This is a genomic window from Mesorhizobium sp. M2A.F.Ca.ET.043.02.1.1 (assembly GCF_003952405.1).
Taxonomy (GTDB): domain Bacteria; phylum Pseudomonadota; class Alphaproteobacteria; order Rhizobiales; family Rhizobiaceae; genus Mesorhizobium.
The window spans coordinates 1,815,589-1,829,104 of record NZ_CP034445.1; the positions used below are offsets into that span (position 1 = coordinate 1,815,589).

Annotated in this window: 12 protein-coding genes; 9 read left to right on the plus strand and 3 right to left on the minus strand. The window is 65.0% G+C overall.

The window, feature by feature from the left end; genetic code table 11:
- Window positions 1-32: 32 nt before the first annotated feature.
- Window positions 33-1,223: an NADH-quinone oxidoreductase subunit D gene (locus EJ068_RS08585; protein ID WP_127249164.1), complete on the plus strand. Its 1,191-nt coding sequence runs from the start codon at window positions 33-35 to the stop codon at window positions 1,221-1,223.
- Window positions 1,224-1,305: 82 nt separating this feature from the next.
- On the opposite strand, the gene EJ068_RS08590 is transcribed toward EJ068_RS08585, so the two are convergent.
- The 3 genes from EJ068_RS08590 to EJ068_RS08605 form a co-directional block, all read right to left on the minus strand.
- Window positions 1,306-1,740 carry a hypothetical protein gene (locus tag EJ068_RS08590; protein ID WP_127385981.1) on the minus strand — a complete coding sequence of 145 codons (435 nt, stop codon included), beginning with the start codon at window positions 1,738-1,740 and terminating at the stop codon, window positions 1,306-1,308.
- Between the two features lie 541 nt (window positions 1,741-2,281).
- Window positions 2,282-2,872, minus strand: a complete 591-nt coding sequence (locus EJ068_RS08600) for a hypothetical protein (protein WP_127253777.1) — start codon at window positions 2,870-2,872, stop codon at window positions 2,282-2,284.
- Window positions 2,873-2,954: 82 nt separating this feature from the next.
- Window positions 2,955-4,139 (minus strand): Gfo/Idh/MocA family oxidoreductase, encoded by a 1,185-nt coding sequence (locus EJ068_RS08605; RefSeq protein ID WP_129554515.1) that lies wholly within the window; start codon window positions 4,137-4,139, stop codon window positions 2,955-2,957.
- 212 nt (window positions 4,140-4,351) lie between these two features.
- Between EJ068_RS08605 and EJ068_RS08610 the strand changes: the two genes are divergently transcribed.
- From EJ068_RS08610 to EJ068_RS08645, 8 genes are all read left to right on the plus strand, one after another.
- The gene (locus EJ068_RS08610) at window positions 4,352-5,251 is read left to right on the plus strand and encodes a MurR/RpiR family transcriptional regulator (protein ID WP_127253775.1); all 900 of its coding nucleotides are present in this window, start codon (window positions 4,352-4,354) and stop codon (window positions 5,249-5,251) included.
- A gap of 171 nt (window positions 5,252-5,422) precedes the next feature.
- Complete coding sequence (locus EJ068_RS08615) at window positions 5,423-6,205, plus strand: SDR family oxidoreductase (RefSeq protein WP_127385982.1); 783 nt, start codon at window positions 5,423-5,425, stop codon at window positions 6,203-6,205.
- Window positions 6,202-7,737, plus strand: coding sequence for a mannitol dehydrogenase family protein (locus EJ068_RS08620; RefSeq protein ID WP_245463380.1), 1,536 nt, complete (start codon window positions 6,202-6,204; stop codon window positions 7,735-7,737). The genes EJ068_RS08615 and EJ068_RS08620 overlap by 4 nt, the downstream gene beginning before the upstream one ends.
- Window positions 7,738-7,756: 19 nt before the next feature.
- Window positions 7,757-8,668, plus strand: coding sequence for a sugar phosphate isomerase/epimerase (locus tag EJ068_RS08625; protein WP_127249472.1), 912 nt, complete (start codon window positions 7,757-7,759; stop codon window positions 8,666-8,668).
- Window positions 8,669-8,757: 89 nt separating this feature from the next.
- On the plus strand, window positions 8,758-9,792 hold the full coding sequence (locus tag EJ068_RS08630) for an ABC transporter substrate-binding protein (RefSeq protein ID WP_126081249.1): 1,035 nt from the start codon (window positions 8,758-8,760) through the stop codon (window positions 9,790-9,792).
- Window positions 9,793-9,992: 200 nt separating this feature from the next.
- Entirely contained in the window at window positions 9,993-11,537 is a 1,545-nt protein-coding gene (locus EJ068_RS08635) for a sugar ABC transporter ATP-binding protein (protein WP_127249473.1), read from the plus strand.
- A complete protein-coding gene (locus EJ068_RS08640) occupies window positions 11,534-12,520 on the plus strand; it encodes an ABC transporter permease (RefSeq protein ID WP_127249474.1) in 987 nt (328 codons plus the stop codon). Before EJ068_RS08635 ends, EJ068_RS08640 begins: the two co-directional genes overlap by 4 nt.
- The gene (locus EJ068_RS08645) at window positions 12,517-13,503 is read left to right on the plus strand and encodes an ABC transporter permease (protein ID WP_128315454.1); all 987 of its coding nucleotides are present in this window, start codon (window positions 12,517-12,519) and stop codon (window positions 13,501-13,503) included. Before EJ068_RS08640 ends, EJ068_RS08645 begins: the two co-directional genes overlap by 4 nt.
- Window positions 13,504-13,516 lie beyond the last annotated feature (13 nt).

Genomic DNA, 13,516 nt, shown 5'->3' on the forward strand with positions numbered 1-13,516 from the left:
CGCCTTCGATCCTCAATCTTGCGGAGGTCGCCATGACCGAAGCCGCAGTCCGCAACTTCACCCTGAATTTCGGGCCGCAGCACCCGTCCGCGCATGGCGTGCTGCGGCTGGTGCTTGAATTGGACGGCGAGATCGTCGAACGCGCCGACCCGCATATCGGCCTGCTCCATCGCGGCACCGAGAAGCTGATCGAATACAAGAACTACCTGCAGGCGCTGCCCTATTTCGACCGGCTCGACTATGTCGCGCCGATGAACCAGGAGCATGCCTTCTGCCTTGCCGCCGAAAAGCTGCTGGAAATATCGGTTCCGCGACGCGGGCAACTCATCCGCGTATTGTTCTGCGAGATCGGGCGGCTGCTGTCGCATCTTCTCAACGTCACCACGCAAGCCATGGATATCGGCGCCCTGACCCCGCCGCTCTGGGGCTTCGCCGAGCGCGAGAAGCTGATGGTGTTTTATGAACGCGCGTCCGGCGCCCGCATGCACGCCAATTATTTCCGCGTCGGCGGCGTGCACCAGGATCTGCCGGGAGAGCTGCTCGACGACATCTGGAATTTCTGCGATCCGTTCCTGAAGGTCTGCGACAATCTCGAAGGCCTGCTCACCGACAACCGCATCTTCAAGCAGCGCAACGTCGATGTCGGCGCGATCTCGCTCGATGACGCATGGGCCTTGGGTTTCTCCGGGCCCATGGTGCGTGGCTCGGGCGCCGCCTGGGACCTGCGCAAGGCACAGCCCTATGAATGCTATCCCGAGATGGAGTTCGATATCCCGGTCGGCAAGAACGGCGACTGCTACGACCGCTATCTGGTACGCATGGAAGAGATGCGCCAGTCGGTGCGCATCATGCGGCAGTGCCTGCAGAAGCTGCGCTCAGCCGATGGCCAGGGTCCAGTCGCGGTGGCCAATCAGAAGATCACGCCGCCGCCGCGCGCCATCATGAAGCGCTCCATGGAAGCGACCATCCATCATTTCAAGCTTTATACCGAAGGCCACCGCGTGCCGCGTGGCGAGGTCTACGCCGCGGTTGAGGCGCCGAAGGGCGAGTTCGGCGTCTATCTCGTCTCCGACGGCGGCAACATTCCCTATCGCTGCAAGATACGGGCGCCATCCTTCGCCCATCTGCAGGCGATGGATTTTCTGTCTCGCGGGCACATGGTGGCGGATGTCGCGGCGATCATCGGTTCGCTCGACATCGTCTTCGGCGAGATCGACCGCTAACGCAAGGAGGGCGGAGAACTCGCCAGGTCTCCGTTACTCCTATCAAGATCTCGAACCAACGCCCCGGTGCGCAGGTGCACGCCTAGTGCATGAACACAGCTCTCAGCCACGCAAGGATGCCTGCACCCGGAGAGACCGCCGCGCGCACGCGCGATGCCGCCCAGCCTGCCGGCATGTTGGCGCCGACATGGCAATGGCAGACAACCTCATGCAGTTGCCAGTCGCTCATCTCGAAGAAGCGCTTGGCTTCGCCGTAGGTGTCATCCTGCAGTCCCTGCGCACGGAAGATCGGATCTTCGAATGCGACGGTGATCGCCGATCCGTCGGTGCGCATTCTTTCACGCACGTCGGGTGGAGCGTATTCGGTACCCGCCAACGCCGTGAGGCGGCGGCTGGGGCTTTGTTCGAGAAGTTGCGCCCAGCGCTCAAGGCGCTGGCCCCGATTGGCGATGAGAGCCGGTGCTTCGGCGTGAACGTCGGCAACGGCGTTGATTTGGTCAAGGGTTTGGTGCTTCACGGCCGTCTCCTGTATCGACAGATGATCACCCGCCCACACTGGGAACTAAGGCGCCGCCCAACGCCGGCAAGGGCCGAAACGGACCCGCGGAATCATTTGATCGTCACCTGTCGCAATCTCGCGGCGCGATCGTGTGGGAACCATCCGCTGGCGCGGCCGTTCTGCCAGCTTGCGCCGCCGATCGCTCCTGACGAAACCGTCTGAATGCGGCGATCGCCTCATTTCAGGTCGGGCAGGACATCCCGCTTGTCGGGATCGCGCAGAGCCTGCCAAGGCGCCGAGCGGAAGGAAAAAGCGATGGCCATTCTCCCCAATCCGGACCCGTCTCCAACGCCGGTGCCCACGCCTCCGCCCATCCCGGAACCCAAGCCGATGCGCGAGCCGGATCCGGATCGGCTTCCCGATGAGGCGCCGATCCCCAATCCCGATGAGAATGACGCGCCGCCCAAGCATTCCACGCCCAGGCGGCCCCGACCTTGACCGGCTCACGGGAGGCGCGCCGGACGCACCTCGCGATCAAGGGCTAGTTTGCGGGAGTCGCTTAGCCAGCCTCATCGACGTTCGGCAATTCAAGCGCTGAACGCAGTAAACCGCGATCGCGCTGGTAGAGGGTAGAATATGTGCCCGGCTCCAACAAATCGGCGTAGGGCCGGAAATCCGCGATGCGCTTGTTGAAGGGTATCGCCCCGCAGCCGGGAACCAGACAATCCCGATTTCCCTTCGGACAGCGGTTGAAGGAGCAAAGCCGGCCAAGGTAGTGGTCGCTGCCGGGCTCGAACAGGAAAACGTCGAGTTGATGGTCGGCGACACTGATGCCAAGCCCGGCCTCGAACGCCTGCCGCAGCGCCGCGGCTCCCTTACGGCGCAACTCGCCAAGCCGGTGTTGCGAGTCGACCCAGACAGCCAGGTCGAGGTCGCTGCATTCATGCCAAACTTCGATACCCGCGCGGCGGAAGTCGCTGAACCTCGGAATCTCCTTCCAGAGCGGTTTCGCCACCGAGCCGATGACAGCGATCGCCTCGATCTCGGGGAACGCCATCCAGGACTGCGTGACGACATCGGCGGCCTGGCGGAATTCGCGCTGGCGCCGCAGGAGGTAACGGTTCTGCTCTTCGATCTGCGCGCGCTTCATGGTTCGCCGAGGCGGCTTTATCAAACTGCGTTTGCGGCCATCGGAGGCTGAGTTTGGCAAGCCGTCAAGAGTGCGATTGCCCTCACTCAAATTTCGCAGTCGTCCAAGCACCTCCAGCCGCGTTCGACTCCACGGCCGCTGCGACGAACTTCACGCCGCGCGCGCCGTCGACCACATCGGGCACCTGCGCTGCCCGCACGGCATCGACCGCGCTACCAGAACGATGCGCGCGGATGATGTCGGTGGCGTCGCGGTAGAAATTGGCGAAGGCCTCGATGTAGCCTTCCGGGTGCGCTGCCGGCATGCGCGAAACGCGCCTCGCTTCCGCCGTCGATCCATGGCCGCCGCGCATCATCGTGCGCGTCTCCTCGCCATAGGGCGAGAAACGCAGTTCCTCTGGGCGCGATCCAGACCATTCGAGCCCGGCCTTCTCCCCATAGATGCGCACCGAGAGGTCGTTGTAATGCCCGGGCGAGGTCTGGCTGGCGAGGATCGTGCCGCGCGCCCCACCTGTCCAGCGCATCAGCACATGCGCGTTATCGTCGAGCCGCCGTCCGGGCACGGCGGTGAAGAGGTCGGCCGAAACCGCCTCCGCCTCGAAACCGGAAACGAAGCTTGCCAGGTTGAAGGCATGCACGCCGATATCGGCAAGCACGGCAGACTGGCCCGCGCGCGCCGGATCGGTACGCCATTCGGCCTGCTTCTGGCCCTCGGCGTCGATCGGCTTGGTCAGCCAGTCCTGGATATAGGCGCCGTGCACCGACACGATGCGGCCGAGCTCGCCCGCCGCCACCATTTCGCGCGCCTGGCGCACCATGGCATAGCCCGTGTTGTTGAGCGTGACGACAAATCGGCGCTGCTTCGCTTTCGTCAGCGCCACCAGGGCTTCGGCCTCGCCAAGCGTCGTCGAAAGCGGCTTGTCGCAGATGACATCTATGCCGGCCTCGAGGAAGGCCGTCGCGATCGGTGCGTGCAGATGGTTGGGCGTGACGATGACCACCGCCTCGATGCCGTCCGGCCGTGCCGCTTCGGCCTTGGCCATGGCATGGTAGTCGGCATAGCTGCGCTCCGGCGCGATGCCAATCTCGACGGCGGAGGCCGCGGCATTCTCCGGATCCGAGGACAGCGCGCCCGCGACCAGCGCGATCTGGTCGTCAAGCCGCATGGCCAGGCGATGCACGGCGCCGATGAAGGCGTTGCGGCCGCCTCCGACCATGCCGACCCGCAGGCGTTGACGCGACGTACCATCGGCGGTTGCATAGACCATGATTGCGATTATCCTCCCCAAGGTTCGATATGCCGGTCGGTGCGGATGTTGTGACCGGCGACGATTGTTTTCGAATGATATTTCTATTTTTTGTTTTGTAAAACGATTGTACCGCGTTAGCTTTTTTACCTCGGTCCAGGTGACGGACCGCATCCGGTGGGCAGGGATCGGATAATGCATCCGATGGTTGGGGTCACGATGAGGCATAACCTATGAGCGGCCGCGGCAGGGCGGCCGACGAGCCGTCCTCGCACAGCCTGGAGACGGCAGCGAGGAAGAGGAGCCGATCACTGGCAGCACTTGGCTACACCAAGCCGCAAACCTATGAAGAGCTGCGTGCAGTGCTTTCGTCAGGCACCGTGCATTTCCCGAAACGGCTTCGCCAGGTGGCGATCTTCCTCTGGCAGCATCCGAGCGAGGTTGCGTTGGGCACGATCGCGCAAGTGGCGGAGCAGGCCGGCGTGCAGCCCTCGACCCTGGTGCGCTTCGCCCAGATCTTCGGCTATTCCGGCTTTTCCGATTTCCAGCTCCTGTTCAAGGATCGCATGAAGGGCTCCTGGCCGGATGCGCAAGGCAGCCCGGACAGGGCCGAGGAGCCGAATGCCGACCTGCATTTCCTCAACGGCATGGTCGGCGCCTGCCAGGCCTCGCTCGGCCGCATCGGCGCTGATTTCGATATCGCCGCTTTCGAGACGATGATCGATCATCTGGCGGCGGCCGATCTGATCTATGTCATCGGCAGCAAGCGCGCCTTTCCCGTCACCACCTATCTGTCGCTGACGCTGTCGCAGCAGGGCGTGCGCAATGTGCTGGTCGACAATGTCGGCTCGACCGCGCTGGACCAGGTCGGCTGCATCACGCCGCGCGATGCGGTGCTCGCCGTCTCCTTCAGCCCCTACAATTCGATCACGCCCGACCTCGTCGCCGTCGCGCATGAGCGCAAGGCGCGCATCCTCGCCATCACCGACAGCACATTTTCGCCGCTGGCAAAACTCTCCGACACCTGGCTGGAAGTGGTCGAGCAGGATTTTGGCGGCTTCCGTTCGCTAGCCGCCTCGCTCGCGGTCGGCATGGCCCTGGTCCATGGCGTCGTCGCGCGCCGGACAGATTGACAAGAGCAATTCCAGGAAAAGTGTCAGCGGTTTTCCGTCCGGAATTGCGAAAGACAAGGAGATAGAGCGGTTCACCGGTTCCATGGAACGGTGAACCGCCCTAGCACGATTGACGAACGGGAATTATCGTTCCATATTTGTAAAAATGGAAACTTTGTTCCGGGAGGAGGAATGGAGGTTCGTCTCGACGGCAAGGTGGTGCTGGTCACCGGCGCGACGCAAGGCATCGGCCGCGCGACCGCCGAGACGCTTGCGCGCTCCGGCGCCGCCGGCCTGCTGATCACCGGCCGGGACCAGAAGCGCGGCGATGCTGTCGCCGCCGAGCTCACGGCCATGGGCGCTGCTGCCGCCTTCGCTGCGGCCGATCTTGGCGATCCCGAGGCCCCGGCGCGGTTGGCCGGGGCCTGCATTGAACGCTTCGGCCGCATCGACGGTCTCGTCAACGCCGCCGGCCTCACCGATCGCGCGTCCTTCACCGACGCCACGCTCGACGATTGGGCGTCGCTGTTTGCGGTCAACGCCCGCGCGCCCTTCTTCCTCATGCAGGCGGCGATCGCCGACATGAAGAAGCGCGGACAGGGCGGCGCTATCGTCAACATCCTGTCGATCAACGCGCATTGCGGCACGCCGGAGCTTGCCGTCTATTCCGCCACCAAGGGCGCTCTGGCGACGCTGACCAAGAACGCCGCCAACGCCCACCGCTTCGACAGCATCCGCGTCAACGGCATCAATGTCGGCTGGACCGACACTCCGGCCGAACGGATCATGCAGGCCGACACGCTCGGCCAGGGTTCGGGCTGGCTCGACGCCGCCAATGCGACGCAGCCCTTCGGCCGGCTGTTCTCCGTGACCGACATAGCCAATCTTGCCGTGTTCCTGCTCTCCGACGCCGCCGGTCCGATGACCGGCACGCTGGTCGACCAGGAGCAATGGGTGATCGGAGCCAACCGGTGAGCGCGTCATCGCCCGAAAGCCTCAGCCCTGCCCTGCTCGGCCGCTTGCCATCCGAAGTCCGCAAGCCGGCTTACGATCGCGCAGCACTCAAGCCTGGCATCGCCCATCTCGGCGTCGGCGCCTTCCACCGCTGCCACCAGGCCGAATACACCGACGACCTTCTGGCGAAGGATTTCGGCCGCTGGGGACTGATCGGCATCAACATCCGCCCGCCCCTTCTTGCCGACACGCTGGGGCGGCAGGACGGTCTCTACACGCGGCTGATCCGCCAGAACGACGAGGTCGAGGCGCGCGTCATCGGCAGCATCATGCGCGTCGTCGACAGCCAGGACAATGCCGCGCCGGCGCTGGACGTGCTCGCCTCGCGCGAGATCGAGATGGTCACCATGACGGTGACCGAGAAAGGCTATTGCCACATCCCGTCGAGCGGCGCGCTCGACCTTGAGCATCCCGATGTCGCGCACGATCTCGCCAATCCGGAAGCGCCACGCAGCGTGCCCGGCATCCTGGCACAGGCGCTGGAACTGCGCATAGCCACGCATGGCCGCCCGGTGACGCTGCTGTCCTGCGACAACATCCCCACCAACGGCACCATTCTTGGCAATGTCGTGCGTGCGTTCGCAGAGCGGCGCGGCGGCAAGCTGGCGGACTGGATCGAAGCCAATGTCGCCTTCCCTTCGGCCATGGTCGACCGCATCGCGCCGGCGACGACCGCGGCCGATATCGATACGGTCGAGCAGCGCTATGGCTACCATGACAGCGCCCTCGTGGTCGGCGAGCGTTTCCGCCAATGGGTGATCGAGAACCGCTTCGCCGGACGCGTGCCGCGCTGGGACCTTGTCGGCGCGGCCTTCGTCGACGATGTCACGCCGTTCGAGCATCTCAAGATGCGGGTGCTGAACGGCGCCCAGACGACGCTCAGCTATCTCGGGGTTTTGGGCGGTTTCGAACATACGTTCGAGGCGATAGCCAACCCGCTTCTGGCAGGCTTCGTCCGCCGCATGCTGACCGAGGAAACACTGCCGACGCTGATGCCGGTCTCCGGCATTGCGCCGGCGGCCTATGTCGAGCAGAGCCTGTCGCGCCTCACCAACTCGGCGATTCGCCACCGCAATCACCAGATCGCCACCGACGGCTCGCAGAAGATCGTGCAGCGCCTGCTCAACCCGATCCGCGACCGCCTGGTGAAGGGTGGGAGCATCGAGCTTCTTTCGGTTCCCGTGGCAGGCTGGATGGCCTATCTGATCAAGGCATCGGCGCGCTTCGGCCGCGCCTGGCAGGTGTCCGACCCCTTCGCCGGCAGGATCGCGGCGATCGCCGACCGCGTTGGTTCGGACAGCAAACTGCTCGCCGACGCGATCTTGGCAATCGACGCTATCTTCGACCCGTCCTTGGCCGCCAACGCGACTTTCCGCGCGCATGTCGTCGCCGGCCTCGACGGCCTGCTCTCGAACGATCCGATGGGCTTCGTCAGACAAGTCTGCTCTGGGCCAACAGAGGCGCCATTGAACCAGCCGGCTCGATCTGCATAGTTTGGTATTGGGAGGCATCATGAAACTTGGACTGCTCACGGCACCATTTCCGGATACTGCTCTCGGCGACGTCGCCGATTGGGCGCGTTCGGCCGGTTTCGAGGCGCTGGAAATCGCCTGCTGGCCGAAGACTTCCGGGGCCAGCCGCCGCTATGCCGGCACCAGCCATATCGATGTGGACATCTCGGCCGCTGAAGCCAAGGATATTGCCGCCGGGCTTGCCGGCAAGGGCCTGGCCATCTCGGGCCTCGGCTTCTATCCCAACCCGCTCCATCCCGACCGGGCGCATCGCGAGGCGGTGATCGGTCACCTGAAGAAGGTGATCGTGCTGGCGAGCCGCATGGGGGTCTCGCTGGTCAACACCTTCTGCGGCGGCGACGCCTCGAAGACTGTCGACGCCAATTGGGAGGACGCGCAAAAGGTCTGGCCGGCGATCATCGCCCACGCCCGCGAACACGGTGTGAAACTCGCTTTCGAGAATTGCCCGATGATCTTCAGCTATGACGAATGGCCGGGCGGGCACAACATCGCCTACTCGCCTTACGTCTGGCGCCGCATCCTCGAAGCCTGGGGCGGCGATGTCGGCATGAATTTCGACCCCTCGCATCTCGTCTGGCAGATGATCGACAAGGAGCGCTTCATCCGCGAGTTCGGCAAGAACATGCTGCACGTGCATGCCAAGGACCTGATGATTGATCATGATGGTTTGTACGAGCGCGGAATCCTCTCGGCTGGCATAGGCTGGCAGGTGCCGCGCATGCCGGGGCTTGGGGACATCGACTGGAGCAGGATTTTTTCGGGCCTCTACCGGGCCGGATATGACGGCCCGGTCATCATCGAGCATGAGGACCGGCGCTTCGAGGGGACGGATGAAAAGGTCAAGCGCGGCTTCCTGCTTGCCCGCGACGTGCTGCACCCCTTCGTCAAATGACGAAAAGCTTGGCGCCGACCATGTCGGCGCCCTGGAACTGAGCTGAACAATCGACCGAACTGAAAAGATCAATGTGGAGGAGTACTGACATGAAAAGACATCTGACCGTGGCCTCGCTACTTGCCGGCGCCGCCTTGCTCGCCTCGGTAGGCGCCTCGGCCGCCGCCGGCAAATACACGATCGGCATTTCCAACACAGTGCAGGGCAATGGCTGGCGCGAGGAGATGATCTGCGCGATGAAGGCGCAGGCGCTCGCTTCCGGTGAAGTGGCGAAGCTCAACATCGCTCACCGCAACACCGACGCCGCCGGCCAGCTCGAGGACATCCGCAACCTGATCAGCGCCAAGGTCGACGCCATCGTCGTCAACCCGGCCGATCCGGCCGGCATCAAGGCAGGCCTCGAGGAAGCCACCAAGGCCGGCATCGTCGTCGTCGCTGTCGACCAGGCGGTGACCGAACCGTCCGCCTACATCATCTCCAACAACCAGGAACAGTATGCCTATCTCGGCGCCAAGTGGCTGTTCCAGCAGATGGGCGGCAAGGGCGAGGTGTTCTATATGCGCGGCGCCGCCGGCGCTTCGGCCGACTCTGACCGCGACAAAGGTTTCAAGAAGGCACTCGCCGAATTCCCCGATGTGAAGGTCGCGCAGGAAGTCTTCACCGGCTGGCAGCAGGACCAGGCCAAGCAGCAGATCCTGTCCTTCCTCGCCACCGGCACGCCGATCAACGGCATCTGGACCTCCGGCATCGACAACGTAATCGTCGACGCGCTGGTCGAGCAGCAGGCGCCGATGGTGCCGGTCGTGGGCGCCGACAATGCCGGCTTCGTCGGCCAGTTGAGCTCGGTCAAGGACCTGGTCGGCGCGGCCGTCACCAATCCCGGCTCGATCGGCGGCGCGGGCGTGACGCTCGCGCTGCAGATCCTCGACGGCAAGAAGCCGGCGCAGCAGACCGTCCTGGTCGAGCCGCAGCTCTGGGAGAACGCCACCGAGGAAGGCAAGGCCAAGCTGAAGAGCGTCGTCGACCCCTCGCTCAGCCCCGAATGGCCGGTCTCGATCTCCATCCCGGACTGGACGACCTACACCAAGGACCAGATCGTGGCCTGCAAGGGCCCGGGCGAGTAAGGGCCTGATCCGAACGCAAGCGCAGGGCGCCGGACCAAGGTCTGGCGTCCTTGCCATTTGATCTGGCACGCATAGTTTGAGCCTTCGAGCAATTCCAGGAAAAGTGTGAGCGGTTTTCCGTCCGGAATTGCGTAAAAACAAAAGGATAGAGCGGTTCGCCGTTTCCGTGAAACGGTGAAACGCTCCAGATCGAGAACGCTTTGACCACCAGCCCTCTCCTCGACGCCACCGGCGTGGCTAAGAATTACGGCGCGGTTGCCGCGCTACGCAACGCTTCGCTGTCCGTGCTGCCGGGTGAGGTCCACGCGCTGATGGGCGCCAACGGCGCCGGCAAGTCGACGCTGGTGAAGATCCTGACCGGGGCGATAAAGGCGGATGCAGGGCGCATCCTGATCCGCGGCCAGCAGCTCGATGTCCGCTCCCCCGCGGCCGCCCGCCGCGCCGGGCTGCTGCCGGTCTATCAGGAACCGTCGCTGATTCCGGATCTCGACGTCCTCTCCAATCTCAGGCTCACCGGCACGCCGGTCGAGCCCTTCCGCGCATGGGTGCGCGAGCTCGGCATTCCCGACCTCGACATCCGCGAGACGGCCCGCCATATCCCTCTGGCCATCCTGCGCGTGCTCGACCTGGCGCGCGCTCTGGCCGTCGAGCCCGACGTGCTGCTGCTCGACGAGATGACCGCGGCGCTGCCGGCGAACCTCGCCGAGAAAGTGCTGGAAGTCGTGCGCCGCCAGGGTGACGCCGGCCGCTCGGTCATCTTCATCTCGCACCGTTTCGTCGAGATCTCCGCGCTCTGCGACCGCGCCACCGTGCTGCGCGACGGCTCCACTGTCGGCGTCGTCGACATCGAGCCGGGCGTCGAGGAAGGAATAGTCGAGATGATGCTCGGCACCCGCATCGAGAAGACGCGCGTCGCCGCGCGAGCGGCGAATGATGTGGCGGTTGCGGCCGGCGGCCGTCCGCGCCTGTCCGTCCGCAACCTGCAGCTCGGCACCAAGCTCAACGATGTCTCCTTCGATCTCGCCAATGGCGAGGTCGTCGGCGTCTTCGCGCTCGAGGGCCAGGGCCAGGACGAGCTCTTCGCAGCGCTTGCCGGCTCGATCCGCCCGACCGGCGGCACGATCGACGTCGACGGCGCGCCGGTGAAATTCTCGCATCCGAGCGACGCCATCCAGGCCGGCATCGCCTATGTGCCCGGCGACCGCACCGAGGCCTTGGCCATGCAGCGTTCGGTGCGCGAGAACATCGCGCTGCCCTTCAGCGCCGGGCTGCGCAAATGGGGGCCGATCCGCATGCGGCGCGAGGAGTTTGTGATTTCCGGCGCCATCGGCAGATTGCAGATCGACACCCGCGCCCAGGGCGAGGTGCAGCGCCTTTCCGGCGGCAACCAGCAGAAGGTAACCATCGCCCGCTGGATCGCGGCCAACGCCCGCACCATCCTCTGCTTCGACCCGACGCGCGGCATCGATGTCGGCACCAAGCAGGAAATCTACAAGCTGCTGCGCGAGCTCGCCGGCCAGGGCAAGTCGGTGCTGTTCTACACATCCGAAATGGAGGAGGTGCAGCGCGTCTGCGACCGTGTCATCGTGATCTTCGGCGGCCGTGTCGTCGACACCTTCCCGGTGGAAGAGGCCGATGAAGCGGCATTGATGCGCGCAGCTTACGGCCTGCCGCGCGGCGCCAGGGCCGATGTCGGCATCCTTGCCGAGGTCAAACCCGCTTCCGATGCGGAGGTCGCGCCATGAGCCGCTTCCTCCGCAACCAGGGCTGGGTCGCCGGCCTCTTTGCCCTGCTGATCTTCCTCTTCGTCGTCACCAAGCTGATCCAGCCCGGCTATGGCAGCGGCGACTTCGGCTCGCTGGCGCGGGCGGTCCTGCCTTACGCCTTCGCCGTCGCCGCTCAGACCGTCGTCGTCATCGCCGGCGGCATCGACCTTTCGGTCGCCGCCATGATGGCGCTGACCAGCGTCACCGCAGCCTCGATGATGAACGGCGCCAGCGAGGAATATGCGCTCTTCGTCGTGCCCTTCGTGCTGGCCATGGGGCTGGTCCTCGGCGCGCTGAACGGTATCCTCATTGTCGTCACCCGGGTGCCCGACATCGTCGTCACGCTTGCCATGCTGTTCGTGCTGCAGGGCGCGGCGCTCCTCGTGCTCGGCGCTCCCGGAGGCGCGGCCGCCGAATGGCTGAAGGCCAGCGTCATCGGCACGGTGCCGGTCCCCGGTCTGCCCGATTGGGCCGACGCCTGGGTCCCGAAGGCGCTGGTGCTGCTCGTCGTCTGTCTCTGCATCGTGTGGATTCCGCTCAGGCGCTCGCGCCTCGGCCTCTCCATCTACGCCATCGGCAGCAACGAGCTCGCTGCCTTTCGCAGCGGCGTGCCGGTGGCCCGCACCAGGATCATCGCCTATGCGCTCTCCGGTCTGTTTGCGGCGCTCGGCGGCCTGTCGCTCACCATCAGCACCGGCATCGGCGCGCCGATACCCGGGCCTTATCTGCTCGCCAGCGTCGCCGCGGTGGTGCTGGGCGGCGTCGCGCTCGGCGGCGGCAAGGGCGGCCTGCTCGGGCCGATCATCGCCGTCTTCGTGCTGCGGCTGGTGCGCACCGACCTGACGCTTCTGGCCATCGATCCGAACGTCACCGCCATCATCGAAGGTTTGATCATGGTCGCGGTCGTGATGTTCGGCGCCTTCATCACCATGCGGAGCCGTCCGGCAGGAGCAACGCCATGACCGACATCGCGACCATGCCCCGGCCCGTCTCGTTCGGCCGCCGCCTGAAGCGCTTCATGGCGGACCGGCCGCTGATCCCTTTGATCATCCTCTTGATCATTCTCGTGGTGATCCTGCAGATCCTGCGCCCCGGCATCGTCAACGAGCGCTGGCTCGCCAACACGGCGAAGTTCGCCATTCCGCTGGCGATCCTCGCCGGCTGCCAGACCATGACCATGCTGACCGGCGGCATCGACCTTTCCGTCGGCACGGTGGCGACGATGAGCGCCTTCATCATGGCCACCCAGATCGTCAACCAGGATCCGGCTGTGGCTTTCCTGCTGGCCATGCTGCCCGCCGTGCTGATCGGCCTCGTCAACGGCATCGGCGTCGGCGTGTTCCGGGTGCATCCGCTGATCATGACGCTCGGCACCAGCCTGATCGGCACCGGCTTCCTGCAGGTCTACCAGCGCACCGTGATCGCGTCGGGCGCGAAAATCCCGGATTTCCTCAACTGGCTGGGCACCGGCCTCACCTACGGTTTTCCCAATGCGCTTCTCCTGTTCGTGCCGGTGGCCGTGCTGATCGTCTTCATGCTGAACCGTACCGGCTTCGGCCGCCTGCTCTATTCCGTCGGCGACAATGAGCGCGCCGCGCGCCTGTCCGGCGTCCGCTACTGGCAGGTGATCACGGCGCTCTACGTCCTTTCCAGCCTGCTCGCCGGCATCACCGGCCTGCTCTATATCGGCCTGATCAAGGCGCCTTCGCTGTCGCTCGCCGAGCCGCTGGTGCTGCCTTCGGTGGCCGCCGCCGTCATCGGCGGCACCTCGATCTTCGGCGGTCGCGGCGGCTATACCGGCACCATCATCGGCGCGCTGATCCTGACCGTGCTGACGACGCTGCTCACCATTCTGCAGATGCCCGAAGGCGGCCGCCGCATCCTGTTCGGCTTCATCGTGCTGTTCGTGACGGCGGCCTATCTGCGGATCGTCGAAGACCGGTAGCGCCGGCGCACGG